This is a genomic window from Sphingomonas sp. 67-41 (assembly GCF_001899725.1).
Taxonomy (GTDB): domain Bacteria; phylum Pseudomonadota; class Alphaproteobacteria; order Sphingomonadales; family Sphingomonadaceae; genus Sphingomonas; species Sphingomonas leidyi.
In genome coordinates this window covers 377,389-404,145 of record NZ_MKWJ01000022.1, presented here as the reverse complement: position 1 = coordinate 404,145, position 26,757 = coordinate 377,389, and the positions used below count along the sequence as shown (strand labels likewise).

Here is a 26,757-nt window from a genome sequence, read left to right as displayed (position 1 = left end):
CTCAGCGCTCGAACCAGTGCCGCCCGACGAAATAGGCGGTGATCACGAAGGCGGTCGCCAGGCAGAGGATCGCGATCGCGTCGAACGCCCAGGGCTCCTTCGCGAACCACAGTCCCTCGACGTTCATGCCATAGAGCCCGGTGATGAAGGTCAGCGGCAGGAACACCATCGCCGCCACCGCGATCACCAGCGAGCGCTGGTCGATCAGCTCGGCGCGCAGGTCGGTGAGCGTCTCGTGGGTGAGCGCGGCGCGCTCGCGGATGCTCTCCAGCTCCTCGGCCATGCGGGCGGCGCGATCGGCGGCGGCGGCGAGGTGGAGCCGGTCGTCATCGGCCAGCCATTCGACCGGCAGCCCGGCGAGCTTCTCCAGCGCCGCGCGCTGCGGATAGAGGAAACGGCGCAGCCCGATCGCCTTCACCCGCGTCTCGTTGACGAGCCGGCGCAGGTCGAAGGCGCGGTGCTGCGAGATGTGCTCCTCGCAATCGTCCAGCGAATCGCCCAGCTCGGCGACCATGGGATCGAGCTCCTCGGTGATCGCCTGGGCGATCGCGGCGATCAGGTCGCCGGGATCGAGGATCCTGCCGTCCTCCACCTGCTTGCGCACCGGCTGGATCGCGTTGAGCTGCTTGCGCGAGACCGAGAAGACGCAGCCGCCATGCGCGTAGATGCGGATCGAGGCGAGCGGATCGGAATCTCCCAGCGCCTCGGACGACATGCCGCGCAGGTTGACCAGCGCCGCCGGGCCGAACAGGTCGCAGCGCGGACGGGTCTCCATCGCGGTGAGCGCATCGATCACCGGCTGGGCCAGCTTGGCCTCGCCGCCCAGCCAGAGCTGGGCGCGCTCGTCATTGGTGTTGAGGTGGATCCAGCTGAGGCTGGCATCCTGCCCGAGCGCTTCCTTCAGGATCGGCTGCGCGACTTTCCCGTCGCGGACGATATAGGCGAAGCCGCTCATCCGGCGATCTCCAGCCATATCGACAGGCCGGGGTCCGGCGCTTCGGGAGGGGCCGTGAGGGCGATGCGCGGGGCATCGGCGCGGGCGCGGTCGAGAATGGCGGTCGGCACGGCGGGAAGGTGGTACACACGCTCGGCCTGCGCAAGCGCGCGCGCCTGGCGGAGCGTCAGATCGTCCGGATCGGCGCTGTGCAGCGTGAAGCGCAGCAGCCGCGCCGCCGCCGGCGCGCGCAGCCGTTCCACCACGTCGCGGTCAAGCCCCTCCGCCAGCGCGGCGGCGATGGCGCGGCGGCGATCGGCCATGTCGGGGAAGCGCGCCCGCAATTCGGGCCGGGCCGCGTGGAGCGCGCGCGCGGTATCGCCCAGATCGGCGGGCAGCTCGGCCTCCAGCTTCTGGCGCAGCGCCGCCGCCAGCCCGGCCGACACGCCGCCCGTGCCCACCGCCACCAGCACCGGATCGCGTTCCACGATCGCGGGCAGGGTGAAGTCGCACAGATCCGGCCGGTCGACGGCATTCACGAGCACGCCGCGCGCGCGGAGGCGCGCGACGACGGGTTCGGGGTCGTCCGCGGCGACGATGGCGAGCGAAGCCGCGGCATCCTCGTCGACGATCGCCGCGCCGGCGCGCTCCAGCAGCCTGCGCTTGGCCTCCGCCGCCTCGCCCGTGCCGATCAGCATGACCGGCCGCCCCGCCAGCTTCACGAAGATCGGCAGGGCGGTCAGCGTCATGGTTCCAGCCAGTCCGGGATCTGTTCCGCGCCCATGATCGTCTCGGCCGTGATCCGGCCCGCGACCACCTCGAAGCGATCGCCCGAGACGAGCACTTCGGGCACCAGTGCCCGGCTGTTATAGGTGCTGGCCATGGTCGCGCCATAGGCGCCGGCGCTCTGCAGCACCGCCAGATCGCCGCTCTTCACCCGGTCGATCTCGCGATTCTTGAGGAAGACGTCGCTGCTCTCGCAGACCGGGCCGGCGACGTTCGCCACCATCGTCCCGCCATCGGGCGTGACCGAGGCGAAGCCGTGCCAGGCATCGTAGAGCGCGACGCGGGCCAGGTCGTTCATCGCAGCGTCGACCACCACCCAGGGATTGGTCACGCCCGGCTTCACCCACAGCACTTCGGTGAGCAGTACGCCGGCATCGGCCGAGATGTGGCGGCCCGGCTCGAACATCAGCTCGACGTCCCAGTCCCGGGTCACGCGCGCGACCATCTCGCCGAATGCGGCCGAAGTCGGCGGCACGTCGCCGGGCTTGTAGGCGACGCCCAGCCCGCCGCCCAGGTCGACATGGGTGATCGCATGCCCCGCGGCGCGCAGCTCGGCGACGAGGCGGCCGACTCGCTCGAACGCGGCCTCGAGCGGATCGAGGCTCAGCAGCTGGCTGCCGATGTGCACCGCCACGCCGCGCAGGTTGATGCCCTCCAGCTTCGCCAGCCGGTCGAAGATCGCCGGGGCCTGATCGATCGGCAGGCCGAACTTGTTCTCCGCCTTGCCGGTGGAGATCTTCTCGTGCGTGCCGGCATCTACGTCCGGATTGACGCGCAGGGCCGCCGGGGCGGTCATCCCCCTGGAGCGCGCGATCTCGGCAAGGACGACGCCTTCTTCCTCCAGCTCGAGGTTGAACTGGCCGATTCCGGCATCGAGCGCCTGATGCAGTTCCTTGCGCGTCTTGCCGACGCCGGAGAACACCACGTCATGCGCCGGGATGCCGGCGGCCAGCGCGCGCGACAGCTCGCCGCCCGAGACGACGTCGGCACCGAAGCCCTCATTGGCGAGCAGGCGGAGCACCGCGAGGTTCGGGTTGGCCTTCACCGCGAAGGCGACATGATGCCGGCCGACCGGCTCCAGCCCCTTGCGGAAGGCGCGGGCAGCTTCGCGGAACGCCTCGGTCGAATAGACATAGACGGGGGTGCCGACCTGCTCGGCGATGCGCGCGAGCGGAACATTCTCGGCGTGCAGCGCACCGCCGATCACTTCGAAATGAGACACTGAAAGACTTTCTGTGGGCTTAGCGCGGCGGCAGATCGAAGGTGTCGCTGCGCCGCTGGTCCGAGCTTTGGATGAGATCGTCGCTGCGCGCGGGGCGCGTCTGCGTCGGCGGATTGAGGAGATCGCCCGGCGACGGCGTCGCTCGCGCGCCATAGGGCGCGGGAGGGAGCGAGGCCGCCGCCACGGGTTTGAGCGCTTCGCGCGCGCCACAGCTCGCCAGGGCGAGCCCGCCCGTGCACGCGATCGTCAGCACCACCAGTCGCTTCATCGCTCTTCCTCCTGGCGGCGCTTCCTCGCCGCCGCGATCGCTTCCCGCACGCGCCTGGGCGAAGTGCCGCCAAAGCTCGTCCGGCTCGACACCGAAGCGTCGACGCTGAGAACGCCATATACGCGTTCATCGATGCGCGTGTCGATTTCCTTGAGTTGGGTGATCGATAGCTGATCGAGACGTATGCCCTCGCCTTCCGCCTTCGCCACGGCGCGCCCGGTGATGTGGTGCGCCTCGCGGAACGGGATGCCGCCCTCGCGCACCAGCCAGTCGGCCAGGTCGGTGGCGGTGGAGAAGCCGGCCTCGGCGGCGGCGCGCATCCGGTCGAGCCGGAAGGCCGCGCTCTCCACCATGCCGGTCATCGCCGCGATGCTCAGGCCGAGCAGGTCGTGCGCCTCGAACACTGGCGGCTTGTCGTCCTGCATGTCCTTCGAATAGGCGAGCGGCAGGCCCTTCATCGTGATCATGAGGGACACGAGTGCGCCGGTGATCCGGCCCGAATGCCCGCGCACCAGCTCGGCGGCGTCGGGGTTGCGCTTCTGCGGCATGATCGAGCTGCCGGTCGACCATTGGTCGCTCAGCGAGACGAAGCCGAAGGGCTGGCTCGCCCAGATCACGAATTCCTCGGCCAGGCGGCTGAGGTGGAGCGCGGTCTGCGCGGCGGCGGTGAGATATTCGATCGCGAAGTCGCGGTCCGATACCGAATCGAGCGAGTTGCGCGTCGGCCCGTCGAAGCCCAGCGCCTTCGCCGTCGCCTCGCGGTCGAGATTGAAGCCGGTGCCGGCCAGTGCCGCCGAGCCGAGCGGGCAGAGGTTCAGGCGCGCGCGGGCATCCTTCAGGCGGCTGCGGTCGCGCGCGAACATCTCGAAATAGGCCATCAGGTGATGGCCGAGCGTCACCGGCTGGGCGACCTGGAGATGGGTGAAGCCGGGCATCACGCTGTCGGCATGCTCCTCGGCGCGGGCGAGCAGCGCGTCCTGGAGGGCGCCCAGCGCCGCCTCGGCCTGGTCGACCGCGTCGCGCACCCAGAGGCGGAAATCGGTCGCCACCTGGTCGTTGCGCGAGCGGGCGGTGTGGAGGCGCCCCGCGGCCGGGCCGATCTTCGCCGCAAGCCGCGATTCGGCGAGCATGTGGATGTCTTCGAGCGCCAGGTCCTCGGGCACGCCCTCGGCCTCGAAATCGGCGGCGACTTCGCCCAGGCCGGCATGGATCGCCGCGGCGTCCTCCGCCGCGACGATGCCCTGCGCGCCCAGCATCGCCACATGCGCCTGGCTGCCGCGCAGGTCCTGGCGCCACATCCGCTTGTCGAAGGGGATGGATGCGTTAATCTCGCGCATCACCGCGGACGGGCCTTCGGCGAAGCGCCCGCCCCACATGGCATTGGAGCTGTCCTTGCGCTCGGCTATCTCACTTCTCCTTCTGGCCACGCTGGCGATCGCGGGGTGCGATAAGCGCTCCGGCTCCGGAAGCCAAGCAAACGAAACTATGCCGACGGCCAATGGCGCTGCCGCGGTGCCGGCGCGCGCGGTCGATCGCTCGCACAAGGGGGAGGCGGCACCGGACTTCGCCTTTCTCGACCCGGAGGGCAAGAAGACCATGCTCGCCGCGTTCAGGGGCAAGCCGGCGCTGCTCAACCTCTGGGCGACCTGGTGCGTGCCCTGCCGCGCCGAGATGCCGACGCTCGATGCGCTGGCCGGGCAAAGGGGCGATGCGCTGACGGTGATCACGCTGAGCCAGGACGGGAAGGAAAGCGTCGGGCAGGTCCTGCCCTATTTCACCAAGTCCGGGTTCAAGAACCTCAAGCCCTGGACCGATCCGGACATGGCCTTCAGCCTCGGCATGAACGCCAACCTGCCGACCACTATCCTCTATGATTCGGCTGGCAGGGAAGTCTGGCGGGTCTCGGGCGACATGGACTGGGCCGGCGCGAAGGCCGCCGCGCTGCTGGCCGAGGCGTCATGACCGGCGAAGTCTCGGTCGGCCGCGACCTTTCCGGCCCGCGCATCGTCACGCTTCCCGCCCGGCCCGAGCCGATCCGGGTCAGCGCCGACGAGACCGCGATCGTCGTGATCGACATGCAGAACGCCTATGCCTCGCCCGGCGGCTATGTCGACCAGGCGGGGTTCGACATTGCGGGCTCGGCCGGGACGATCGGCAAGATCGCCGCGGTGCTCGATACGGCGCGGGCGGCCGGCATGCCGGTGATCTATCTGCAGAATGGCTGGGACGCCGATTATGTCGAGGCCGGCGGTCCCGGCTCGCCCAACTGGCACAAGTCCAACGCGCTGAAGACGATGCGCGCGCGGCCCGAGCTCCAGGGCAAGCTGCTCGCGCGCGGCAGCTGGGATTACGAGCTCGTCGATGCGCTTGCCCCGAAGCCGGGCGACATCCGCCTCCACAAGACGCGCTACAGCGCCTTCTTCAACTCGCAGCTCGATTCGACGCTGCGGGCGCGCGGCATCCGCAACATCGTCTTCGTCGGCATCGCCACCAATGTCTGTGTCGAGAGCACGCTGCGCGACGGCTTCCATCTCGAATATTTCGGCGTGATGCTCGAAGATGCCACGCATCATCTGGGGCCGCCGATGATGCAGGAAGCGACGGTCTACAATGTCGAGAAGTTCTTCGGCTGGGTCTCGACCACCGCCGACTTCTGCGGCAGCTTCGGCCAATTGCCCAGGGAGTGAGCCTATGTCGTTCGAGCCGATCAATCCGCCGCAATTCCCCACGCCGATCGCGCCCTATTCGGCGGGGACGAAGGCCGGGAACACCGTCTATGTCTCGGGCGTGCTGGCGCTGGGCGAGGGCGGCGTGGTGCTCCATGTCGGCGACGTGGCGGGCCAGACGCGGCACGTGCTGGACGTGATCCGGACCACGCTGGAGGCAGCGGGGGCAAGGCTGGAGGACGTGGCGATGAACCACATCTTCCTGAAGGACTTCGCCGACTATCCCGTCTTCAACCAGATCTATGCCGAATATTTCCCCGGGGCCAAGCCGGCGCGCTACTGCATCCGGGCCGATCTGGTGAAGCCCGATTGCCTGGTCGAGATCGCCTCGGTGGCGCATATCGGCTGATGGACGCGGCGGGCCTCTACTATGAGGAACATGGCCCGGCGGACGCGCCGCCGCTGATCCTTTCCGCCGGCATGGGCGGATCGGGCGAATATTGGCGGCCCAATCTGCCCGCGCTCGCCGAGCATCACCGTGTCATCCTCTACGATCATCGCGGCACCGGCCGCTCGGACCGGACGGTGACGCCGCGCATCGAGAGCATCGGCGACGATATCCGCCTGCTTATGGACGCGCTCGGCATCGGGAAGGCCTCGATCCTCGGCCACGCGATCGGCGGCATGGGTGGCCTGAGCATGGCGCTCGACACGCCGGAGCGCGTCGACAGGCTGGTGGTGGTCAATGGCTGGGGCCGGCTCGATCGCTATACCGCGCGCTGCTTCGACGCCCGGCTGGCGCTGCTTCGCGCCTATGGCCCGGGTAAATATGTGGATGCCCAGCCGATCTTCCTGTTCCCGCCGCAATGGATCTCGGACAATCACGCGCGGCTGGAGGAAGAGGCGGCCCATCATGTCGCCCGCTTCCCCGTCGGCATGGTCGAGGCGCGCATCCTCGAGGCGCTGCGCTTCGAGCTGATCGACCGGCTGGAGGTGGCGCCGCTCGATATGCCCGTGCTGCTGCTCGCCAGCGACGACGACGCGCTCGTCCCGCCCGGCTGCTCGCAGGCGCTTGCGCAAGTCATTCCACGGGCGCAACTTGTCCGGATGCCTTGGGGAGGACACGCCTGCAACGTGACCGATCCGCCGGGCTTCGAGGCCCGGGTGCTCGCATTTCTGGGGAGCTAAATCATGGAAGTCGGCGTCTTCGTTCCCATCAACAACAATGGCTGGCTGATCAGCGAGAACGCGCCGCAGTACATGCCGAGCTTCGATCTCAACAAGGAGATCGCGCTGCGGGCCGAGAAGCATGGCCTGGATTTCCTGCTCTCGATGATCAAGCTGCGCGGCTTCGGCGGCAAGACCGAGTTCTGGGAATATGGGCTGGAGAGCTTCACGCTGATGGCCGGCCTCGCCGCCGTCACCGAGAAGATCAAGATCTATGCCACCTGCCCCACGCTCGTCATCCCGCCGGCCTTTGCCGCGCGCATGTGCAACACGATCGATTCGATCAGCCATGGCCGCTTCGGGCTCAACCTGATCACCGGCTGGCAGCGCCCCGAATACAGCCAGATGGGACTGTGGCCGGGCGACGAGCATTTCCGCAACCGCTACCAGATGCTCGGCGAATATGCCCATATCCTGCGCGAGCTGTGGGAAACCGGCCGCAGCGACCTGAAGGGCGAATATTACCAGATGGACGATTGTCTCGTCCGCCCCACGCCCCAGGGCGAGATGAAGATCATCTGCGCCGGCTCGTCGGACGAGGGCCTCGCCTTCTCGGCCCGATGGGCGGACTATGCCTTCTGCCTCGGCAAGGGCGTCAACACGCCCACCGCCTTTGCCTTCAACAACGAGCGGCTCGCCGCCGCCACTGCGAAGACCGGGCGCGACGTGAAGGTGTTCGTGCTCGTCATGGTGATCGCCGACGAGACCGACGAGGCGGCCATGGCCAAGTGGAAGTCGTATAATGACGGCGTCGACATCGACGCGATCCGGTGGCTGATGGACCAGGGCGCGGCCGACAAGAACAATCCCACCACCAATGTCCGCCAGCTCGCCGCGCCGGAGGGGGCGGTCAACATCAACATGGGTACGCTGGTGGGCAGCTATGCGAGCGTCGCGCGCATGCTCGACGAGATGGCGGCGGTGCCGAACACGGGCGGCGTGCTGCTCACCTTCGACGATTTCCTGGAGGGCGTTGAGAATTTCGGCACGCGCATCCAGCCGCTGATGAAGAGCCGCGCCGGGCGCTGAGCCGGAACGTGCAGCCTTTCCGATGCTCGGTCGTTTCGGTGTCGGGCCAACGGGGATCTCGACCTCCCTCAAAGCCGGAGAGAAAGCATGAAGAAGCTGACTTCCCTCGCCGCACTGGCGATTCTCCTCGCACCGCCGCTCGCCGAAGCGCAGCAGCAGCGCCCCGGCGACCGTGGCGATCGCCAGGATCGTCCCGATCGTCCGGGGCGCCCGGATCGCCCGGGTCAACCGGGTCAGCGCCCGCCCTCGGGCGGCCCCGGCGGGCCCGGCCGCCCCAATCCCGGCCAGCCGGGCGTCCGGCCGCCCGGGCCCGGCCCGTCGCAGCCCGGCCGCCCCGGGACGCGTCCGCCCGCTCCCCGGCCACCGGTGGCGCGTCCGCCCGCGCCGCGGCCCCCGATCGCGCGCCCGCCGCACCGCCCCGGTATCGGCCGCCCGCCCAATTTCCGGCCGATCCATCGCCCGCCCTTCAGCTATCCGCGCGGCTATCGCTATCAGCGCTGGTCGATCGGCGGGCTGCTGCCGCTGATCTTCCTGTCGAACAATTATTATTATGACGGCTGGTACGATATGGGCCTGGGCGCGCCGCCTCCGGGCTATCGCTGGGTGCGCTACGGGCCGGACCTGCTGCTGGTGAACGTGCGGACCCGCCGTGTGGTCGACGTGATCTACGGCGCCTTCTACTGATCGCGGAGGACGCGGTCCGAACCCGGATCGCGTCCTTCCCGCCTTTCCTGGAAACCAGGACCGGGCGCGCCGACGCGCGTGCCGGCGGCGGGGTTGCCGATGGGGGGAGAAGTGGATGCCCCGTGAGGATTCGAACCTCAATTAACGGAGTCAGAGTCCGTGGTCTTACCTTTAGACGACGGGGCATCACGCGGCATTGCGGCCGGCAGGCGGGGCGCAATAGGGCGGCCGCGCGGCGCTGTCAACGGGCCCCGCCTTGCCCCCGACCCCGGTCTCCGCTAGCCTCGCTTTCAAGCACCGGCGGCGAAAAGCCGTGACGGAACAGAACATAAGCGAGTGATACGATGGGGGATGGCACCGCCAATATGCCCCGCGGCCGTGGTTCCGGAAAAATCCGGAGAGCTCCGCCGCCCATGGAGCGGCCGATGCGCGGCCGGCCGGGCGACGCGCGCCACTATGCGGCACTGGACCTCGGCACCAATAATTGCCGCCTGCTGATCGCGCGCCCACAGGGTTCGGGCTTTGCGGTGGTCGACGCGTTCTCGCGCATCGTCCGCCTCGGCGAGGGCCTGGCCACCAGCGGCCGGCTCTCCGACACCGCGATCGAGCGCACCATCGCGGCGCTGCGGATCTGCGCCGAGAAGCTGAAGCGCCGCCATGTGATCCTCGCCCGCTCGGTGGCGACCGAGGCGTGCCGCCAGGCCTCGAACGGCGCCGAGTTCATCGAGCGGGTCTATCGCGAAACGGGCATCGCGCTCGACATCATCACCGCCGAGGAAGAGGCGCGGCTTGCCGTGCTGGGCTGCCACGCGCTGCTCGAGCCCGGCGACGGCCCGGCACTGGTGTTCGACATCGGCGGCGGCTCGACCGAGCTGGTGCTGGTCGATTCGCGCGGCGAAGTGCCCCGCATCCTCGACTGGCACAGCGCGCGCTGGGGCGTGGTCTCGCTCACCGAGGCGTCGGGCGTCGCCGCGACGGTCGAGGAACGCGCCGCGCTCTATGCGAACATGCGCGCCCGCGTGGCCGAGAGCTTCGCCCCCTTCGCCAAGCGCCTGCGCACCCCGCGCGGCACGCGCCGGCTGCTCGGCACGTCGGGCACGGTCACCACGCTCGCCAGCGTGCATCTGGGCCTGGCCGCCTATGACCGGTCGGTGGTCGACGGGCTGATCGTCCCCGCCCCCGCGATGCGCGAAGTGAGCCAGCGGATCGCGGGGATGAGCATGGCCGAGCGCAGCCAGGTGCCGTGCATCGGCTCGGAGCGGGCCGATCTCGTCGTCGCCGGCTGCGCTATCCTCGAGACGATTCTCGATCTATGGCCGGCCGAACGGCTGGGCATCGCCGATCGCGGCATCCGCGAGGGCATATTGCGCCGCCTGATCAACGGGAGAATCTTGTGACGTTGTCCGTTGACGGGGCCGGCACGCTCGGCCAGCCCGGCCCAGCAGGAACGAAGATATGAGCAGAGGCGGCGGACGCGGCCATACCCGCGTGCTGACGGCGCGAAAGCGCACGGCCCAGTCGACGCGCTGGCTCGAGCGCCAGCTCAACGATCCGTACGTCAAGCGCGCCAAGGCCGAGGGCTATCGCAGCCGCGCGGCCTATAAGCTGATCGAGCTCGACGAGAAGTTCGGCTTCCTGAAGGGCAAGAAGCGCGTGGTCGACCTCGGCATCGCGCCGGGCGGCTGGACCCAGGTGGTCCGCCGCCGGCTGCCCAAGGCGCCGGTTGTCGGCATCGACCTGCTGCCCGTCGATCCGATCGACGGCGCCGTGATCCTGCAGATGGACTTCATGGACGATGCCGCCCCCGACCGCCTGATCGAGGAGCTGGGCGGCGCGCCCGATCTGATCGTGTCGGACATGGCGGCCAACACCGTCGGCCATCCGCAGACCGATGCACTGCGCACCATGGGCCTGGTCGAGACTGCGCTCGATTTCGCGATCCAGGTGCTCGAGCCGGGCGGCGATTTCGTCGCCAAGGTGTTTGCCGGCGGCGCCGATTCGACGCTGGTGGCGGAGATGAAGCGCAACTTCGCCACGGTGAAGCACGCCAAGCCGCCGTCGAGCCGCAAGGGCTCGGTGGAATGGTTCGTGGTGGCGCAGGGCTTCAAGGGGCGGGCCAAGGCGGAAGCGGCCGAGGAATGAATCCGCTTGCCACCCTGCTCTGGACCGTGGCGATCGCGCTGCTCGGCCTGAAGCTGGTGGCGACGGTCGTCCTGCTGCGCCGTCCGCCCGAGGCGCACCTTGCCGATCGGCGGGGCCTCCGGCTGTGGTGGGCGACCAAGATCGCCCCGGTGTGCGCCGTGCCCTGCATGATCGCCGCGGCGCTGGTCGAGCATGACCGCGCCGGGCTGTGGATATGGTCGCTGATGATGGTGTTCGTGGCCGTCGCGGTGCCGCTCAAGGTCTGGCGGCGCTTCGGGCGCGTGGGCCAATCCTCCGCCGTCATCCCCGCGCAGGCGGGCCCCGATCAACAGGCGCGGATGCAATCAAGGTCCTGATCCGACCGTCAAAGCAAAAGGGCCGGAGTTGCCCCCGGCCCCTTGCGAAGTGCAGCGAATCGCCGGCTCAGCCGTCGTAGTCGCCGCCCAGATTCTGGTTGCGCGGCGGGGCAGCGGCAGTGAGGCGCAGCGCCTCGGCCGAAGCCGCGATCGAGCCGACTTCGTCCGGCGCTTCCTCGTCGTCGATCTGCACGCGCTGCAGGCTCGAGACCACGGCCTCTTCGAGGTGAGTCGGGCGAATCGTCTCTTCCGCGATCTCGCGGAGCGCCACGACCGGGTTCTTGTCGCGGTCGCGATCGAGAGTCAGATCGGCGCCGCCCGAGATCTGGCGGGCGCGCTGCGCCGCGAACAGCACGAGATCGAAACGGTTGGGAACCTTGTCGACGCAATCTTCGACAGTGACGCGCGCCATCTACGCTTCCTTGAAAAACGGAGTGTCCGGGAAAGGCGGCGACTTAGGGTCCGGCTGTGGAAAAGTCAAGAAAATGGGCCTTGCGCCCGCGCGGCGAACCGAATCGCGCGCGGCGCGTTGGGAACGCCATCGCAACGATGCCCGCGGAGTCCCCTTGGAAGCGCTCGCCCCCCTTGCCCCCGTGCCCATGGTCCCGCATCACCCGGCGATGCGCTTCACCCAGCCGAGCTACACCGTCGACGGCAACCGGCTGACGCTGCTGCCCGACGGGCCCGAGCGGCTGGAGGCGCTGCTCGACCTGATGCGCCGCGCCGAACGGACGCTCCGGGTGCTCTACTATATCTATGTCGACGATGCGGCCGGCGCCGCGGTGCGCCAGGCGCTGCTGGACGCGGCGGCGCGCGGCGTGAAGGTGAGCCTGATCGTCGACGGGCTGGGCAGCGAGCATGCCCAGAGCCATGGCTTCTTCGATCCGCTCCATGCGGCCGGCGTCGACGTCTGCCGCTTCGTGCCGCGCTGGGGCCGGCGCTATCTGCTCAGGAACCATCAGAAGCTCGCGCTCGCCGACGAGGCGCGGGTGATCGTCGGCGGATTCAACATAGAGGACAGTTATTTCGGCACGATCGAGCAGGCCGCCTGGCGGGATCTGGGGCTGCTGATCGAAGGTCCGGCGGCGGGCCGCCTGGTCGGCTATTATGATGCGCTGTCGAACTGGGCCCGGCGGCCGCGCGGCAGCCTGCGCAGGCTGGCGAAGACGCTGCGGGCGTGGAGCGAGCCCGAGGGTGCCACGCGCTGGCTGCTCGGCGGCCCGATGCGCCGGCTCTCCCCCTGGGCGCGCGAAGTGAAGCGCGACATGGAGCGGGCGCAGTCGATCGACATCATGGCTGCCTATTTCGCACCCAATCCGGCGATGCTCCGCCGGCTCGACCGGGCCGGCCTGCGCGGGCGGGTGCGGCTGATATTGCCGTCCAGGCTCGATCATGGCGCCGCGATCTGGGCGGCGCGCTTCACTTATGCCGGGCTGCTCAGGAAGCGCGTGCAGATCTACGAATACCAGCCGACCAAGCTCCACGCGAAGCTGTTCCTGCTCGACGACGTGGTGAATATCGGCTCGGCCAATTTCGACATCCGCTCGATGTTCCTCAATCTCGAACTTATGTTCCGCGTCGAGGATCCCGCCTTCGCCGCCTATGTCCGCGCATTCGTCGATGGCGAGGTGGCGCATTCGGAGCGGATCACGCCCGAACTCTACAAGGCGCGCACGGGCCCCTGGACGCGGATCAAGCAGGCGGCAGCCTATTTCGTGATGGCGGTGCTCGACTACAATGTCACGCGCCGGCTCAATTTCGGCCCGCGGGGCGCGCGGCCGCAGGGCTAGGGCACGGCGGCGAACGGCGAAGCCGTCATCCCCGACCTAGTCCTTGATCGTCTCCATCGCGACATAGGTCGAGGTGCTGGCGACATGGGGCAGGCTCGATATCTTCTCGCCCAGCACGATCCGATATCGGCGGATGTCGGCGGTGCGCACCTTCAGCAGATAGTCGAAGTTGCTCGCGAGCATGTGGCATTCCTCCACCTCGGGGATGCGCCGAACCGCCGCGTTGAATTCCTGCAGCGCCTTTTCGCGCGTGTCGGCCAGCTTGACCTCGGTGAAGGCGATATGGTCGAGGCCCAGCCGCGCGGGATCGACGATCGCGCGGAAGCCGCGGATCACTCCGGCATCGGTCAGCCGCTTGAGCCGCACCTGGGCCGGGGTCTTGGAAAGCCCCACCTGCCTGGCCAGTTCGGTCACCGTCATCCGGCCGTCCGCGGCCAGCGCGGCAACGATCTTGCGGTCGAACTCGTCCAATTCGACTGTCACGGGGGGCTTTTTCATGATTTCCACCTAGCAGATGGCCGTCAATATGGCGATTCTGCCTGTGATTCGCCTTTCAAAAGTCTGATCGACCTGGACAAGCGGCGTATCATGGCGGGATGACCCAGCCCGCGCCCTTCGCCGCCTTCGCTCCGCCCGTCCGCGAACCGACTCCGCTCCGCCGGGCGATCACCGCCGCCTATCGCCTCGACGAGCGCGCGGCGGTGGCGCCGCTGCTGGAAGCGGCGACGCTCGATCCCGCCACCCGCGCCGCGATCCGCGAGACGGCGACTCGGCTGGTCACCGGCCTGCGCGCCCGGCGCCGCGGCGGCGCGGTAGAATCGCTGGTGCAGGAATATGCCCTGTCGAGCGAGGAGGGCGTAGCGCTGATGTGCCTGGCGGAGGCGCTGCTCCGCATCCCCGACGATGCCACGCGCGACGCGCTGATCCGCGACAAGATCGCCGATGGCGACTGGCGCGCGCATCTCGGCGGCAAGTCGCTGTTCGTCAATGCGGCGACCTGGGCGCTGGTGGTGACGGGCAAGCTGGTCGACAGCGTCGACGATCGCGGGCTGGGCGCCGCGCTGATGCGCCTCGTCGCGCGCGCCGGCGAGCCGGTGATCCGCCGCGCGATCGATCTGGCGATGCGGATGATGGGCGAGCAGTTCGTCACCGGCGAGACGATCGCCGAGGCGCTGAAGCGCGCGCGCCACGAAGAGGCCAAGGGCTTTCGCTACAGCTATGACATGCTCGGCGAGGCGGCGACCACCGGGGCGGATGCCGAGCGCTATTATCGCGATTACGAGAACGCCATCCATGCGATCGGCGCGGCGTCGAACGGGCGCGGCGTCTATGCGGGGCCGGGCATCTCGATCAAGCTCTCGGCGCTCCACCCGCGCTATGGCCGTGCCCAGGCGGACCGGGTGATGGGCGAGCTGCTCCCCCGGGTGAAGACGCTGGCGGTGCTGGCGCGGCGCTATGATATCGGACTCAACATCGATGCCGAGGAAGCCGACCGGCTCGAAATCTCGCTCGACCTGCTGGAGAGCCTGGCGCTGGATCCCGACCTGGCCGGCTGGGACGGGCTCGGCTTCGTCGTCCAGGCCTATGGCAAGCGCTGCCCCTTCGTGATCGACTGGATCGTCGACCTTGCCGGGCGGGCCGGGCGGCGGATCATGGTCCGGCTGGTCAAGGGCGCCTATTGGGACGCGGAGATCAAGCGCGCCCAGGTCGACGGGCTGCGCGATTTCCCGGTCTATACCCGCAAGCCGCATACCGATGTGGCGTACATCGCCTGTGCGCGGAAGCTGCTCGCGGCGGGTGCGCGGGTCTTTCCGCAATTCGCCACGCACAATGCCCAGACGCTGGCGACGATCTACCGGCTCGCCGGGCCGGACTTCGCGCTGGGCCAGTATGAGTTCCAGTGCCTGCACGGCATGGGCGAGCCGCTGTACGAGCAGGTGGTGGGCGCGGCGAAGCTGGATCGCCCCTGCCGCATCTATGCGCCGGTCGGCACGCATGAGACGCTTCTGGCCTATCTTGTGCGTCGCTTGCTGGAGAATGGCGCCAACTCCTCCTTCGTGAATCGTATCGCGGATCCCGAAATTCTCGTTTCGGAGCTGGTCGCGGACCCTGTCGAGACGGTGCGCGCGATGCCCGATCCGGGCGCGCATCACGACAGGATCGCGCTTCCCGCGACGCTCTATCCGGACCGCCGCAACTCGGACGGCATCGATCTGAGTGACGAGACTGCGCTCACGGAGCTGACTCAGGCGCTCCAGCATAGTGCGACGATCGCATGGCGGGCGGTCCCGGCCGATGGGCAGGGAGTGGGGCGCAAGATATTGAATCCCGCGGATAATCGTGACGAGGTCGGCGCCGTGGTCGAGATTTCGCCCGAGGGGGCGGCCGCCGCGGTCGCGCGTGCCGCAGCCTCTGGCTGGGGCGCCACGCCGGTCGCCGAACGCGCTGCGATGCTCGAGCGCGCCGCCGATGCGATGCAGGCGCAAATGCCGGTGCTGCTCGGCCTGATCGTGCGCGAGGCAGGCAAATCGCTGCCCAATGCCATTGCGGAGGTACGCGAAGCGATTGATTTCCTGCGCTATTATGCGGCGCGTGCACGTGCGACCTTCGGCGCTGCCCAGCTGCCGTTGGGTCCGGTCGTCTGCATCAGCCCGTGGAATTTCCCGCTGGCGATCTTCACCGGCCAGGTGGCGGCGGCGCTGGTGGCGGGCAATCCGGTGCTCGCCAAGCCGGCCGAGGAGACTCCCCTGATCGCCGCCCAGGCAGTGGCGCTGCTCCACGCGGCGGGGGTCCCTGCCGACGCGCTCCAGCTGGTTCCCGGCGACGGCGCGATCGGCGCGGCGCTGGTCGGCGCGGCCGCGACCGCCGGCGTGATGTTCACCGGCTCGACCGAAGTGGCCCGCCTGATCCAGCGCCAGCTCGCCCCGCGCCTGTCCCCCGCTGGCCGGCCGATTCCGCTGGTGGCGGAGACCGGCGGCCAGAACGCGATGATCGTCGATTCCTCCGCGCTTGCCGAGCAGGTCGTCGCCGACGTCATCGCCTCGGCGTTCGACAGCGCGGGCCAGCGCTGTTCGGCGCTCCGGATCCTGTGCCTGCAAGAAGAGGTTGCCGATCGCACGCTGACGATGCTCAAGGGCGCGCTCAGGGAATTGCGCATCGGCCGCACCGACGCGCTCAACGTCGATACCGGCCCGGTGATCACCGCCGAGGCGCGCGACACTATCGAGCGCCATGTCGCGACGATGCGCGCGCGGGGCCACCGCATCGAGCAGCAGGACCTGCCGGCCGCGACCGGGCACGGCACCTTCGTGCCGCCGACCATCATCGAGATCGATGCGATCGCCGATGTCGAGCGCGAGGTGTTCGGCCCGGTGCTCCACGTGCTGCGCTATCGCCGCGACGACCTGCCGGCGCTGATCGATGCGATCAACGCCACCGGCTATGGCCTCACTTTCGGCCTGCACACCCGGCTCGACGAGACGGTCGCCGAAGTGACCGCGCGGGTGAAGGCGGGCAATCTCTATGTGAACCGCAACGTGATCGGCGCGATCGTCGGGGTGCAGCCCTTTGGCGGGCGGGGGCTTTCGGGTACCGGCCCCAAGGCGGGCGGGCCGCTCTATCTCGGCCGGCTGGTGGGCGCGGCGCCGGTTGCGATCGCGCCCATGGGATCGGTCGGGACGCCGCTGGGCGAATTCGCCGCCTGGCTCGATGCCCAGGGCGAAGTGCGGGCTGCCGATGCGGCGCGCCGCTATGGCGCGGCCTCGGCACTCGGCTTCGAGCGTGAGCTGCCGGGGCCGGTGGGCGAGCGCAACCTCTACGCGCTCCATCCGCGCGGCCGCATCCTGATGCGCCCCGTGACGGTATCCGGCCTGTATGACCAGATGGCCGCGGTGCTGGCGACGGGCAACAAGGGCAGGCTCGACGGGATGGCGTTGCCCCATGGCCTGCCGCCCCGGGTCGCCGCGGCCTTCGTGCCGGATGCGGCGGAGCCCCTCGCCGCGGCACTGGTCGAAGGGGACGTCGTGGCGGTGGCCCGGGAACTGGCGGCGCTGGACGGACCGATCGTCCCGCTGCTGGCAACGGGCGAATCCGGCTATCCGATCGAGCTGCTGCTCGAGGAAGTATCGATCTCGATCAACACCACCGCGGCGGGGGGCAATGCCAGCCTGATGACGATCGGCTGATCCGGTCCGTCCTGCCCGGTGCCATCCGGCGCTTGCCTCTCCGTCCGCCGCGCGGCATGGGGTGAGGCTCGGCCGGCAGGCAGGTTTCAGTTCCAGGACCAAGGGCATGAAGGACAAACTCATAGTGCTGATCGGCGGCGGCGGATTCGTCGGCCGCTATGTCGCGCAGGAACTGCTCGCCGCGGGCGCGCGCCTGCGAATCGCCCAGCGCCGGCCGCGCGATGCCTGGTTCCTCAAGCCGCTGGGCGGCCTGGGCCAGACCCAGTTCGTCGCCGCCGACGTGACTCGGCCCGAAACGATCGCCGCCGCGGTCGCCGGCGCCGATGCGGTGGTGAACCTGGCGGGCGTGCTCAAGGGCGATTTCGACGGCGTCAACACTGCCGGCGCGCGCACCGTCGCCACTGCGGCCAGGGCGGCCGGCGTCGCATCGCTCGTCCATTTCTCCGCGCTTGGCGCCGAGGGGGATTCGGCTTCCGCCTATGGCCGTTCCAAGGCGGCGGGCGAGGCCGCGGTGCGGCAGGCCTTTCCGGAAGCCGTGATCCTGCGTCCTTCCTTTGTCTTCGGGCGCGAGGACCAGTTCACCAACCGGTTCGCTGCGATGCTCGGCATGGGGCCGGTGGTGCCGGTGCTGCGCGCCGGCGTGCGTTTCCAGCCGGTCTATGTCGTCGACGTCGCCCGGGCGGTGGCGGCGGTGCTCGCCGCGCCGGAGCAGTCCGCGGGCCAGGCCTATGCGCTGGGCGGGCCCGACACGCTGACCATGGCCGAGCTCCTCCACTGGCTCGCCGGCGCGACCGGCCACAAGCCGGCCTTTGCCGAACTGCCCGATCCGCTCGGCGCGCTGATCGCCATGTTGCCCGGCACGCCAATCACGCGCGACCAGTGGCGCATGCTCCAGGCGGACAATGTCGCGGGCGATGCGCCGGGGCTCGCGGCGCTCGGCATCGTGCCGACGCCGCTCGCCAGCGTCGCCTCGACCTGGCTCGTCCGCTATCGCCGCAACGGCCGCTTCGCCAGGCTGGCCGCCTGAACATCTTCTCGCGCCGCCGGCGCATCGGAGCATAGCCAAGCATGAGCGAAACCCTGGTTGCGATCCTCCTCGGCATTGTCGAGGGGATCACCGAATTCCTGCCGGTCTCCTCGACCGGCCATCTGATCCTCGCGTCCGAGCTGCTCGGCTATGACGCCGCCACCTGGGCGATGTTCAACGTCGTCATCCAGCTCGGCGCCATCCTGGCGGTGGTGGTGCTCTACTGGCGGACCTTCTGGGCAGTGGCCTCCGGCCTCCTCCGGATGAACCCGGTCTCGTGGCGCTTCACCCGCAACCTGCTCGTCGCCTTCATCCCCGCCGCGGTGATCGGCCTCGCGCTCCATTCGAAGATCGAGGTGCTGCTCGGCGAGCCGATGGTGGTCGCCTGGGCGCTGGTGATCGGCGGCATCGCGATCCTGGTGATCGAGCGGCTGGTGAAGTCCGCGACGATCCATGGCATCGCCGAGATCCCGTTGGTCCGGGTGATCGGCATCGGTTTCATCCAGTGCATCGCGATGATCCCGGGCGTAAGCCGTTCGGGGGCGACGATCATGGGCGCGCTCAGCCTGGGCGTGGAGCGGCGCACCGCCGCCGAGTTCAGCTTCTTCCTCGCCATCCCCACGATGCTGGGCGCCACCACGCTCGAGCTGCTCAAGAATCACGACGCGATCGCCTCGGCCCGCGTGGGATGGGACGAGATCGGCATCGGCTTCGTCACTGCCTTCGTCGTCGCGATCGTCGTCATCAAATGGTTCGTCGGCATCGTCTCGAAACATGGTTTCGCGCCCTTTGCCTGGTACCGGATCATCGCCGGCATCGGGGCGATCGTCTGGCTCTCGATGCGGTAAGGTCCGTATCGGCCCTAAAATGACGTAAGAATATTTCAAATTCGGGCCGGCGACGCAGAAAAACCCAATATAGGTCAGCTTTGCTGACTTTTATCGACTCGCTTGCGGCGTTAGCGCGGCCGCATGGCGGAAACGATGCTCAAATTCGTTGGAACGGCGCAGGCTTATCCAAGCAAGCGCGGGGCGGAACTGCGCGCGGAGGATTTCCGCGAGATCGCGGATCGCTACGCGGTGCCCACGGCCGAGGAACAGGCCAGCCGCTGCTCGCAATGCGGCGTGCCCTATTGCTCGGTGCATTGCCCGCTGCACAATCACATCCCGGACTGGCTGCGCCTCACGGCGGAGGGGCGCCTGCGCGAAGCCTATGCGCTGTCGAACAGCACCTCGACCATGCCGGAGATCTGCGGCCGCATCTGCCCCCAGGACCGGCTGTGCGAGGGCAATTGCGTCATCGAATTCTCCGGCCATGGTGCGGTCACCATCGGCTCGGTCGAGAAGTTCATCACCGACACCGCCTGGGAAGAGGGCTGGGTCGAGCCGGTGGCGGTGGGCCCGGCGCGCGGCCAGTCGGTCGGCATCGTCGGCGCGGGGCCGGCGGGCCTGGCGGCGGCCGAGTATCTGCGCGAATATGGCTATGAGGTGCATGTCTATGACCGGCACGATCGCGCCGGCGGACTGCTCACCTACGGCATTCCGGGCTTCAAGCTCGAGAAGCAGATCGTCATGCGCCGGATCGAGCGGCTCGAACAGGGCGGGATCGTCTTTCACCTGGGCTTCGCGGTCGGCCGGGAAGCGAGCCTCGACGATCTGCGCAAGCGGCATGATGCGCTGCTGATCGCCACCGGCGTCTACAAGGCGCGCGGCATCCAGGCGCCGGGCGTCGGCGCGACGGGAATCGTCGAGGCGCTCGACTATCTCACGGCTTCAAACCGCAAGGGCTTCGGCGATGCGGTTCCGGCCTTTGACGACGGCAGCCTCGATGCGAACGGCAAGCATGTCGTGGTGATCGGCGGCGGCGACACCGCGATGGACTGCGTCCGCACTGCCGTTCGCCAGGGCGCGGCCTCGGTGAAGTGCCTTTATCGCCGCGACCGGGCGAACATGCCCGGCTCGCAGCGCGAGACCGCCAATGCCGAGGAGGAAGGCGTCGAGTTCGTCTGGCTCTCGGCTCCCGAAGCCTTTGACGGTGGCGACCGGGTCAGCGGCGTGCGGGCCACGCGCATGCGGCTGGGTGCGCCCGACGCCTCGGGCCGTCGCGCGCCCGAACTTGATCCGGGCGGTGCCTTCCAGCTCCAGGCGGATCTGGTGATCAAGGCGCTGGGCTTCGAGCCCGAGGACCTGCCGCGCCTGTTCGGTGCCGAGGGGCTGGGCGTCACGCGCTGGGGCACGCTGCGCACGGACGGGCGCACGATGATGACCAGCCTCGACGGCGTTTTCGCGGCCGGCGATATTGTCCGTGGCGCGAGTCTGGTCGTCTGGGCGATTCGCGACGGCCGCGACGTGGCGGCGCACATGCATGCCTGGATGCGCGCCCGCGCCGATGCGGCACGGGCTGCTTGATAAGGTTGTCGATGCCCATGAAGCCCTTCCTCCTGGCCCTTGCCCTGGGCGCCGCCGCACCGACCCCGGCTTCGGCGTTCGCCGCCGCGCCGGTTGCTGCGCCGGTCGCCGACACCGATATCCAGAGGCTCGTCGCATTGCTGGCGCCGGACGAGGCGGTCACCCGGCTGGCCGGCAAGGCCTTCGACACCGGCATGGATCGGCAGATCGCCGCCAATCCCGAGCGCAAGGCAGCCTATGCCGCCGATCCCGCGATGCGCCAGGCGGTGGGCGGCCAGCTGCGCGCGCAGTTCGCGTCGGCGCTGGTCGCCGCGCTTCCCTCGCTGCGCGCGGAGATCGAGGGCATCCTCAGGACTGCGCTGACCCCCGCCGAGGTGACCGACATGCTCGCCTTTTTCGGCAGCCCCACCGGCCAGAAGGTGCGCGCCGAAGCCTATGAGAGGATGGGCAGCGCGCCGGGCCAGTCTCCGCAGGAGATGCAGCAGGCGGCGATCGCCGCGGTGATGGCAAAGATGACCGCGGAGGATTATCCCGCGCTGATGGCGTTCGCCGGCAGCACGGCGTCGCAGAAGATGGGCACGGTCAACCCCAGGATCTCGGCGGCGAGCCAGGCCTGGGCGGACAGGCTGATCGCGGCCAATCTCCCGAAGCTGAAGGCGCTGGAGGACAAGCTGGCGGCGGACTATCGCGCAAGGAAGGGCGGCAAGTGATGCGCCCGTCCTTCCTTGCCGCCTTCCTGCTGTTCGCCGGCAGCGGCGCCGTGCAGGCGCAGACGGTGCCGCAACCCGCGCCAGCCGCGCCGGCGCTCGGCCCGGTCGATCCCGCTCGCCTGGCCGTGGCCGATCGTCTCGTCGCCAAGCTGCTGCCGGCCGGCATCTACAAGCAGCTGTTCGACAAGAGCTTCAGCGCGATGATGGACAAGATCGTCGGCCAGGTGGGCGAGATGCCGGTCGCCAAGCTGGCGCAGATGGGCGGAGTCACCGAGGCGCAGGCCCAGGCGCTGGGTGCCGTCAAGATGCGCGAGATCATGGAGATCTACGATCCGGCCTGGCGGGAGCGCCAGCGCCGCACGATGCAGGTCATCACCGCCGGCATGGGCGACATCATGACCAGGGTCGAACCGAAGGCGCGGGTCGCGTTGGCCAGGGCCTATGCCCGCGAGTTCAGCGGTGCCGAGCTCGAGGATCTCGATCGCTATTTCGCCACGCCGGCGGGCGCCCATTATGCGTCGCGCGCGCTCCTCATCGCCATGGGGCCGGACATGATGGAGGCGATGAACGCGATCATGCCCGAATTGACGGACGCGATGCCCGGCCTGGTCCGGAAGGCGCAGGCTGCGACTGCCGACCTGCCGGCGGTGCGCACCAAGGGCGACCTGTCGCCCGCAGAACGCAAGAAGCTCGCCGAACTGTTCGGCGTCGATCCCGAAACGCTCGAAGACCATGCGTCTTCGTCGACCGGCACGGAGTAGTTGAGATGAAGCTGGACGAACGCGAACGGCTCGCCCGCGAGGGCATGTACCGTCCCGAGTTCGAGGGAGACGCCTGTGGCGTCGGCCTGGTCGCCGCGACCGACGGCCAGCCCTCGCGCCGCGTCGTCCAGTCGGCGATCGATGCGCTGAAGGCGGTGTGGCACCGCGGCGCGGTGGATGCCGACGGCAAGACCGGCGACGGCGCCGGCATCCATGTCGACCTGCCCGTCCGCTTCTTCGACGACGCGATCGCCGCGGGCGGCCACCGCGTGCTGCCGAACCGGCTGGCGGTGGGCATGGTCTTCCTGCCGCGCACCGACCTGGGCGCGCAGGAGGCCTGCCGCACGATCGTCGAGAGCGAGATCATCGAGGCGGGCTACACCATCTATGGCTGGCGCCAGGTGCCGGTCGACGTCTCGGTCATCGGCATGAAGGCGCAGGCGACGCGCCCCGAGATCGAGCAGATCATGATCGCGGGGCCGCTCCTCGGCGCGATGGACGCCGCCGAGTTCGAGAAGGAACTCTATCTCGTCCGCCGCCGGATCGAGAAGCGGGTGATCGCCGCCCAGATCAACGGCTTCTACATCTGCTCGCTCTCGACGCGCTCGATCATCTACAAGGGCCTGTTCCTCGCCGAGAGCCTGTCGGACTTCTATCCGGACCTGCGCGACGAGCGTTTCACCAGCCGCGTGGCGATCTTCCACCAGCGCTATTCCACCAACACCTTCCCGCAATGGTGGCTGGCCCAGCCCTTCCGCTGCCTGGCGCACAATGGCGAGATCAACACGATCCGCGGCAACAAGAACTGGATGCTCAGCCACGAGATCAAGATGGCGAGCATCGCCTTTGGCGAGCGTTCGGAGGACATCAAGCCGGTGATCCCGGCCGGCGCGTCGGATACCGCCGCGCTCGATGCGGTGTTCGAGGCGATCTGCCGCTCGGGAAGGGACGCGCCCACCGCCAAGCTGATGCTGGTGCCCGAGGCATGGGACGAGCACACGCCCGAGAAGCATCTCGAGATGTACAAATACCTTGCCTCGGTGATGGAACCGTGGGACGGCCCCGCCGCGCTGGCGATGACCGACGGGCGCTGGGCGGTGGCGGGCGTCGACCGCAACGCGCTGCGCCCGCTGCGCTACACCCAGACTTCGGACGGCCTGCTGATCGTCGGCTCCGAGACCGGCATGGTCCAGATCCCCGAATCGACCGTGATCGCCAAGGGCCGGATGGGCCCGGGCCAGATGATCGCGGTCGACCTCGACCAGGGCGTCCTGCTCTGCGACCGCGAGATCAAGGACAGGATCGCCGGCGAGCATGACTATGCCGCCATGATCGGCGAGTTCATCACCGTGGCCGACCTGCCCGAGCCCGATGCCGCGCCGCTGCGCTTCGATCGGGCCGAGCTGACCCGTCGGCAGGTCGCGGCCGGGCAGACGCTCGAGGACATGGAGCTGATCCTCGCCCCGATGGTCGAGACCGCCAAGGAAGCGATCGGCTCGATGGGCGACGACACGCCGCTTGCCGTCATCTCGGACAAGCCGCGCCTGATCAGCCAGTTCTTCCGCCAGAATTTCAGCCAGGTCACCAATCCGCCGATCGACTCCCTGCGCGAACGGCAGGTGATGACGCTCAAGACGCGCTTCGGCAACCTCGCCAACATCCTCGACACCGAGGGCGGCGGCTCGAAGGTGCTGGTGCTCGACAGCCCGGTACTCACCAATGGCGATTGGGATCGGCTGCGCGCGCATTTCGGCGACCAGTGCGCTGAGATCGACTGCACCTTCCCGGTCGGCGACGATCCGGACGACCTGCGCGAGGCGATCCGCCGCATCCGCTACGAGGCCGAGCAGGCGGTCCGCGCCGGCTGCACCGAGCTGTTCCTGACGGACGAGCATGTTTCGGAGAGCCGCGTCGCCATCGCCGGCGTGCTGGCGGCGGCGGCGGTGCACACGCACCTGGTCCGCCGGGGCCTGCGTTCCTACGCCTCGGTCAACGTCCGCAGCTCGGAATGCCTCGACACCCATTATTACGCGGTGCTGATCGGCGTCGGCGCGACCACGGTGAACGCCTATCTCACCGAAGCCTCGATCGCCGATCGCCATGCGCGCGGCCTGTTCGGCGACATCGCGCTGGAGGAATGCCTCAAGCGCCACCGCAAGGCGATCGACGAGGGCCTGCTCAAGATCATGTCGAAGATGGGGATCGCAGTGATCTCCTCCTATCGCGGCGGCTATAATTTCGAGGCGGTGGGCCTCAGCCGGGCGCTGGTAAACGACCTGTTCCCCGGCATGCCCGCCAAGATCTCGGGCGAGGGCTATGCCTCGCTCCATCTCTCGGCGATGCTTCGTCACCAGGCGGGCTATGATCGCGGCGTCGCGACACTGCCGATCGGCGGCTTCTATCGCCAGCGCCATGGCGGCGAGACGCATGCCTATTCGGCCCAGCTCATGCACCTGCTGCAGACGGCGGTCTCGACCGACAGCTATTCGTCCTATCTCGCCTTCTCGCGCGGCGTGCGCGACCTGCCGCCGGTCTATCTGCGCGACCTGCTCGAGTTCAATTTCCCGAACGAAGGCATCCAGATCGACCAGGTCGAGGCGATCACCGAGATCCGCAAGCGCTTCGTCACGCCGGGCATGTCGCTCGGCGCGCTCAGCCCGGAGGCGCACGAGACGCTGGCGATCGCGATGAACCGCATCGGCGCCAAGGCGGTGTCGGGCGAAGGCGGCGAGGACAAGAACCGCTACACGCCGTACGAGAATGGCGACAATGCCAATTCCACGATCAAGCAGATCGCCTCGGGCCGTTTCGGCGTCACCGCCGAATATCTGAACGCCTGCGACGAGATCGAGATCAAGGTCGCCCAGGGCGCCAAGCCCGGCGAGGGCGGCCAGCTGCCCGGTTTCAAGGTCACCGAGTTCATCGCCAGGCTGCGCCACGCGACGCCGGGCGTGACTTTGATCTCGCCGCCGCCGCACCATGACATCTATTCGATCGAGGACCTGGCGCAGCTCATCTACGACTTGAAGATGATCAACCCGCGCGCCCGGGTGTGCGTGAAGCTGGTCAGCTCGGCGGGCATCGGCACGGTGGCGGCGGGCGTGGCCAAGGCGCATGCCGACGTCATCCTCGTCGCCGGCCATGTCGGCGGCACCGGCGCCTCGCCCCAGACTTCGGTGAAATATGCCGGCACGCCCTGGGAAATGGGCCTGACCGAAGTGAACCAGACGCTCACGCTCAACGGCCTGCGCGGCCGGGTGAAGCTGCGCACCGATGGCGGGCTCAAGACCGGGCGCGACATCGTCATCGCCGCGATCCTTGGCGCCGAGGAGTTCGGCATCGGCACGCTGTCGCTGGTCGCCATGGGGTGCATCATGGTGCGCCAGTGCCATTCGAACACCTGCCCGGTCGGCGTCTGTACCCAGGACGAGAAGCTGCGCCAGAAATTCGTCGGCACGCCGGAAAAGGTCATCAACCTGATGACCTTCATCGCCGAGGAGGTCCGCGAGATCCTGGCGCGGCTGGGGTTCAAGAGCCTGGACGAAGTGATCGGCCGCACCGAGCTGCTCCGCCAGGTCAGCCGCGGCGCCGAGCATCTCGACGATCTCGACCTGAACCCGATCCTCGCCAAGGTCGATGCCGACGATGCCGAGCGCCGCTTCAGCCTGTCGACCTTCCGCAACGAAGTGCCCGACAGCCTCGATGCGCAGATGATCAAGGATGCCGCCCCGGTCTTCGCGCGGCGCGAGAAGATGCAGCTCACCTATAATGTGCGGAACACGCACCGCGCGGTGGGTACGCGGCTCTCGTCCGAGATCACGCGCCGCTTCGGCATGTCGGCGCTTGCCGACGGGCATGTCCATGTCCGCCTGCGCGGTTCGGCCGGCCAGTCGCTCGGCGCGTTCCTGTGCAAGGGCGTGACGCTCGAAGTGTTCGGCGACAGCAACGACTATGTCGGCAAGGGCCTGTCGGGCGGGACGATCGTGGTGCGGCCGCTGGTCAGCTCGCCGATCGAATCGTGGAAGAACACGATCCTCGGCAACACCGTGCTCTATGGCGCCACTTCGGGCCGGCTGTTCGCCGCCGGCCAGGCGGGCGAGCGCTTCGCGGTGCGCAATTCGGGCGCCGAAGTGGTGGTCGAAGGCTGCGGCGCGAATGGCTGCGAATACATGACCGGCGGCATCGCGGTGCTGCTCGGCGAGGTCGGCATGAATTTCGGCGCGGGCATGACGGGCGGCATGGCCTTCGTCTATGACGCGGACGACAGCTTCGCGCAGCGCGCCAACCCGGAGAGCATCGTCTGGCAGCGCCTGGCCTCGGCGCATTGGGAAGCCCGGCTGCGCGCGCTGGTCGAGGCGCATGTCGCCGCGACCGACAGCAAATGGGCAGCCGGCCTGCTCGAGGACTGGGACCGCGCGATCGGTGCCTTCTGGCAGGTGGTGCCCAGGGAAATGCTGTCGCGCCTGCCCCAGCCGCTCAATGACGATGCGGCGGAGGCGGTGGCGGCGGAATAATCCGCTTCACCTTCCTCTGCTCAAAGGGAACGGCCGGTCAGCCTGTGCC

At 68.7% G+C, this 26,757-nt stretch carries 24 protein-coding genes and 1 tRNA gene; 17 read left to right on the top strand and 8 right to left on the bottom strand.

Features of this window, described 5'->3' with window-relative positions; all coding sequences use genetic code 11:
- Window position 1: 1 nt before the first annotated feature.
- The 5 genes from BGP17_RS12730 to argH are packed head-to-tail and all read right to left on the bottom strand — an operon-like array spanning window position 2 to window position 4,586.
- Window positions 2–955: a CorA family divalent cation transporter gene (locus BGP17_RS12730; protein WP_286712287.1), complete on the bottom strand. Its 954-nt coding sequence runs from the start codon at window positions 953–955 to the stop codon at window positions 2–4.
- Window positions 952–1,683, bottom strand: coding sequence for a precorrin-2 dehydrogenase/sirohydrochlorin ferrochelatase family protein (locus BGP17_RS12725; protein ID WP_286712286.1), 732 nt, complete (start codon window positions 1,681–1,683; stop codon window positions 952–954). The genes BGP17_RS12730 and BGP17_RS12725 overlap by 4 nt, the downstream gene beginning before the upstream one ends.
- A complete protein-coding gene (lysA, locus tag BGP17_RS12720; RefSeq protein WP_167300161.1) occupies window positions 1,680–2,942 on the bottom strand; it encodes a diaminopimelate decarboxylase in 1,263 nt (420 codons plus the stop codon). The genes BGP17_RS12725 and lysA overlap by 4 nt, the downstream gene beginning before the upstream one ends.
- Before the next feature lie 19 nt (window positions 2,943–2,961).
- Window positions 2,962–3,210, bottom strand: coding sequence for a hypothetical protein (locus BGP17_RS12715; protein WP_086127664.1), 249 nt, complete (start codon window positions 3,208–3,210; stop codon window positions 2,962–2,964).
- On the bottom strand, window positions 3,207–4,586 hold the full coding sequence (gene argH / locus BGP17_RS12710) for an argininosuccinate lyase (RefSeq protein ID WP_167300162.1): 1,380 nt from the start codon (window positions 4,584–4,586) through the stop codon (window positions 3,207–3,209). Before argH ends, BGP17_RS12715 begins: the two co-directional genes overlap by 4 nt.
- A gap of 109 nt (window positions 4,587–4,695) precedes the next feature.
- On the opposite strand from argH, the gene BGP17_RS12705 reads away from it, so the two are divergent.
- From BGP17_RS12705 to BGP17_RS12680, 6 genes are all read left to right on the top strand, one after another.
- Complete coding sequence (locus BGP17_RS12705) at window positions 4,696–5,172, top strand: TlpA family protein disulfide reductase (RefSeq protein WP_353681874.1); 477 nt, start codon at window positions 4,696–4,698, stop codon at window positions 5,170–5,172.
- On the top strand, window positions 5,169–5,897 hold the full coding sequence (gene rutB, locus BGP17_RS12700) for a pyrimidine utilization protein B (protein WP_167300164.1): 729 nt from the start codon (window positions 5,169–5,171) through the stop codon (window positions 5,895–5,897). Before BGP17_RS12705 ends, rutB begins: the two co-directional genes overlap by 4 nt.
- 4 nt (window positions 5,898–5,901) lie before the next feature.
- Window positions 5,902–6,285 (top strand): Rid family hydrolase, encoded by a 384-nt coding sequence (locus BGP17_RS12695; RefSeq protein WP_286712284.1) that lies wholly within the window; start codon window positions 5,902–5,904, stop codon window positions 6,283–6,285.
- Complete coding sequence (gene rutD / locus BGP17_RS12690) at window positions 6,285–7,064, top strand: pyrimidine utilization protein D (protein ID WP_353681873.1); 780 nt, start codon at window positions 6,285–6,287, stop codon at window positions 7,062–7,064. The genes BGP17_RS12695 and rutD overlap by 1 nt, the downstream gene beginning before the upstream one ends.
- A gap of 3 nt (window positions 7,065–7,067) precedes the next feature.
- Complete coding sequence (gene rutA, locus BGP17_RS12685; RefSeq protein WP_286712282.1) at window positions 7,068–8,132, top strand: pyrimidine utilization protein A; 1,065 nt, start codon at window positions 7,068–7,070, stop codon at window positions 8,130–8,132.
- An 87-nt stretch (window positions 8,133–8,219) separates the two neighbouring features.
- The gene (locus tag BGP17_RS12680; protein ID WP_167300167.1) at window positions 8,220–8,816 is read left to right on the top strand and encodes an RcnB family protein; all 597 of its coding nucleotides are present in this window, start codon (window positions 8,220–8,222) and stop codon (window positions 8,814–8,816) included.
- Window positions 8,817–8,928: 112 nt separating this feature from the next.
- Here the strand turns inward: BGP17_RS12680 and BGP17_RS12675 are convergent.
- A tRNA-Gln gene (locus BGP17_RS12675) sits at window positions 8,929–9,002 on the bottom strand.
- A 179-nt stretch (window positions 9,003–9,181) separates the two neighbouring features.
- On the opposite strand from BGP17_RS12675, the gene BGP17_RS12670 reads away from it, so the two are divergent.
- Genes BGP17_RS12670 through BGP17_RS12660 form a run of 3 tightly spaced genes read left to right on the top strand, consistent with a single transcriptional unit; the run spans window position 9,182 to window position 11,314 of the window.
- The gene (locus tag BGP17_RS12670; protein ID WP_422051205.1) at window positions 9,182–10,213 is read left to right on the top strand and encodes a Ppx/GppA phosphatase family protein; all 1,032 of its coding nucleotides are present in this window, start codon (window positions 9,182–9,184) and stop codon (window positions 10,211–10,213) included.
- A gap of 58 nt (window positions 10,214–10,271) precedes the next feature.
- Window positions 10,272–10,958 carry an RlmE family RNA methyltransferase gene (locus tag BGP17_RS12665; protein ID WP_167300169.1) on the top strand — a complete coding sequence of 229 codons (687 nt, stop codon included), beginning with the start codon at window positions 10,272–10,274 and terminating at the stop codon, window positions 10,956–10,958.
- Entirely contained in the window at window positions 10,955–11,314 is a 360-nt protein-coding gene (locus BGP17_RS12660) for a hypothetical protein (protein ID WP_286712278.1), read from the top strand. The genes BGP17_RS12665 and BGP17_RS12660 overlap by 4 nt, the downstream gene beginning before the upstream one ends.
- A 67-nt stretch (window positions 11,315–11,381) precedes the next feature.
- Here BGP17_RS12660 and rpoZ read toward each other — a convergent pair whose 3' ends face one another.
- Window positions 11,382–11,726 (bottom strand): DNA-directed RNA polymerase subunit omega, encoded by a 345-nt coding sequence (rpoZ, locus tag BGP17_RS12655; RefSeq protein ID WP_086127653.1) that lies wholly within the window; start codon window positions 11,724–11,726, stop codon window positions 11,382–11,384.
- Between the two features lie 208 nt (window positions 11,727–11,934).
- On the opposite strand from rpoZ, the gene BGP17_RS12650 reads away from it, so the two are divergent.
- On the top strand, window positions 11,935–13,104 hold the full coding sequence (locus tag BGP17_RS12650; protein ID WP_167300532.1) for a phospholipase D-like domain-containing protein: 1,170 nt from the start codon (window positions 11,935–11,937) through the stop codon (window positions 13,102–13,104).
- A 36-nt stretch (window positions 13,105–13,140) separates the two neighbouring features.
- Here BGP17_RS12650 and BGP17_RS12645 read toward each other — a convergent pair whose 3' ends face one another.
- Window positions 13,141–13,602: an Lrp/AsnC family transcriptional regulator gene (locus BGP17_RS12645; protein WP_286712275.1), complete on the bottom strand. Its 462-nt coding sequence runs from the start codon at window positions 13,600–13,602 to the stop codon at window positions 13,141–13,143.
- 98 nt (window positions 13,603–13,700) lie between these two features.
- Here BGP17_RS12645 and putA point away from each other — a divergent pair, with 98 nt between their 5' ends.
- The 7 genes from putA (at window position 13,701) to gltB (ending at window position 26,708) form a co-directional block, all read left to right on the top strand.
- Complete coding sequence (putA, locus tag BGP17_RS12640) at window positions 13,701–17,288, top strand: trifunctional transcriptional regulator/proline dehydrogenase/L-glutamate gamma-semialdehyde dehydrogenase (protein ID WP_286712273.1); 3,588 nt, start codon at window positions 13,701–13,703, stop codon at window positions 17,286–17,288.
- A 106-nt stretch (window positions 17,289–17,394) separates the two neighbouring features.
- On the top strand, window positions 17,395–18,315 hold the full coding sequence (locus BGP17_RS12635; RefSeq protein WP_167300173.1) for an NAD-dependent epimerase/dehydratase family protein: 921 nt from the start codon (window positions 17,395–17,397) through the stop codon (window positions 18,313–18,315).
- Window positions 18,316–18,356: 41 nt separating this feature from the next.
- Window positions 18,357–19,163 carry an undecaprenyl-diphosphate phosphatase gene (locus BGP17_RS12630; protein WP_167300174.1) on the top strand — a complete coding sequence of 269 codons (807 nt, stop codon included), beginning with the start codon at window positions 18,357–18,359 and terminating at the stop codon, window positions 19,161–19,163.
- Between the two features lie 123 nt (window positions 19,164–19,286).
- Window positions 19,287–20,723, top strand: a complete 1,437-nt coding sequence (locus BGP17_RS12625) for an NAD(P)-dependent oxidoreductase (RefSeq protein ID WP_286712271.1) — start codon at window positions 19,287–19,289, stop codon at window positions 20,721–20,723.
- 17 nt (window positions 20,724–20,740) lie between these two features.
- Window positions 20,741–21,433: a DUF2059 domain-containing protein gene (locus tag BGP17_RS12620; RefSeq protein ID WP_286712270.1), complete on the top strand. Its 693-nt coding sequence runs from the start codon at window positions 20,741–20,743 to the stop codon at window positions 21,431–21,433.
- Entirely contained in the window at window positions 21,433–22,194 is a 762-nt protein-coding gene (locus BGP17_RS12615) for a DUF2059 domain-containing protein (RefSeq protein ID WP_286712269.1), read from the top strand. The genes BGP17_RS12620 and BGP17_RS12615 overlap by 1 nt, the downstream gene beginning before the upstream one ends.
- A 5-nt stretch (window positions 22,195–22,199) precedes the next feature.
- On the top strand, window positions 22,200–26,708 hold the full coding sequence (gene gltB / locus BGP17_RS12610; protein ID WP_286712266.1) for a glutamate synthase large subunit: 4,509 nt from the start codon (window positions 22,200–22,202) through the stop codon (window positions 26,706–26,708).
- Window positions 26,709–26,757: the final 49 nt, after the last annotated feature.

Excerpts from the sequence above, each read along its gene's own strand:
- BGP17_RS12705 (WP_353681874.1), top strand. The coding sequence starts at position 4,696 with ATGCCGACGGCCAATGGCGCTGCCGCGGTGCCGGCGCGCGCGGTCGAT.
- BGP17_RS12695 (WP_286712284.1), top strand. The coding sequence starts at position 5,902 with ATGTCGTTCGAGCCGATCAATCCGCCGCAATTCCCCACGCCGATCGCG.
- BGP17_RS12630 (WP_167300174.1), top strand. The coding sequence starts at position 18,357 with ATGAGCGAAACCCTGGTTGCGATCCTCCTCGGCATTGTCGAGGGGATC.
- BGP17_RS12650 (WP_167300532.1), top strand. The coding sequence starts at position 11,935 with ATGCGCTTCACCCAGCCGAGCTACACCGTCGACGGCAACCGGCTGACG.
- BGP17_RS12715 (WP_086127664.1), bottom strand. The coding sequence starts at position 3,210 with ATGAAGCGACTGGTGGTGCTGACGATCGCGTGCACGGGCGGGCTCGCC.
- BGP17_RS12620 (WP_286712270.1), top strand. The coding sequence starts at position 20,741 with ATGAAGCCCTTCCTCCTGGCCCTTGCCCTGGGCGCCGCCGCACCGACC.
- rutA (WP_286712282.1), top strand. The coding sequence starts at position 7,068 with ATGGAAGTCGGCGTCTTCGTTCCCATCAACAACAATGGCTGGCTGATC.
- BGP17_RS12665 (WP_167300169.1), top strand. The coding sequence starts at position 10,272 with ATGAGCAGAGGCGGCGGACGCGGCCATACCCGCGTGCTGACGGCGCGA.
- BGP17_RS12660 (WP_286712278.1), top strand. The coding sequence starts at position 10,955 with ATGAATCCGCTTGCCACCCTGCTCTGGACCGTGGCGATCGCGCTGCTC.
- rutB (WP_167300164.1), top strand. The coding sequence starts at position 5,169 with ATGACCGGCGAAGTCTCGGTCGGCCGCGACCTTTCCGGCCCGCGCATC.
- rutD (WP_353681873.1), top strand. The coding sequence starts at position 6,285 with ATGGACGCGGCGGGCCTCTACTATGAGGAACATGGCCCGGCGGACGCG.
- putA (WP_286712273.1), top strand. The coding sequence starts at position 13,701 with ATGACCCAGCCCGCGCCCTTCGCCGCCTTCGCTCCGCCCGTCCGCGAA.
- gltB (WP_286712266.1), top strand. The coding sequence starts at position 22,200 with ATGAAGCTGGACGAACGCGAACGGCTCGCCCGCGAGGGCATGTACCGT.
- argH (WP_167300162.1), bottom strand. The coding sequence starts at position 4,586 with ATGTGGGGCGGGCGCTTCGCCGAAGGCCCGTCCGCGGTGATGCGCGAG.
- BGP17_RS12730 (WP_286712287.1), bottom strand. The coding sequence starts at position 955 with ATGAGCGGCTTCGCCTATATCGTCCGCGACGGGAAAGTCGCGCAGCCG.
- BGP17_RS12645 (WP_286712275.1), bottom strand. The coding sequence starts at position 13,602 with ATGAAAAAGCCCCCCGTGACAGTCGAATTGGACGAGTTCGACCGCAAG.
- BGP17_RS12615 (WP_286712269.1), top strand. The coding sequence starts at position 21,433 with ATGCGCCCGTCCTTCCTTGCCGCCTTCCTGCTGTTCGCCGGCAGCGGC.
- BGP17_RS12680 (WP_167300167.1), top strand. The coding sequence starts at position 8,220 with ATGAAGAAGCTGACTTCCCTCGCCGCACTGGCGATTCTCCTCGCACCG.
- BGP17_RS12635 (WP_167300173.1), top strand. The coding sequence starts at position 17,395 with ATGAAGGACAAACTCATAGTGCTGATCGGCGGCGGCGGATTCGTCGGC.
- BGP17_RS12725 (WP_286712286.1), bottom strand. The coding sequence starts at position 1,683 with ATGACGCTGACCGCCCTGCCGATCTTCGTGAAGCTGGCGGGGCGGCCG.
- BGP17_RS12625 (WP_286712271.1), top strand. The coding sequence starts at position 19,287 with ATGGCGGAAACGATGCTCAAATTCGTTGGAACGGCGCAGGCTTATCCA.
- rpoZ (WP_086127653.1), bottom strand. The coding sequence starts at position 11,726 with ATGGCGCGCGTCACTGTCGAAGATTGCGTCGACAAGGTTCCCAACCGT.
- BGP17_RS12670 (WP_422051205.1), top strand. The coding sequence starts at position 9,182 with ATGCCCCGCGGCCGTGGTTCCGGAAAAATCCGGAGAGCTCCGCCGCCC.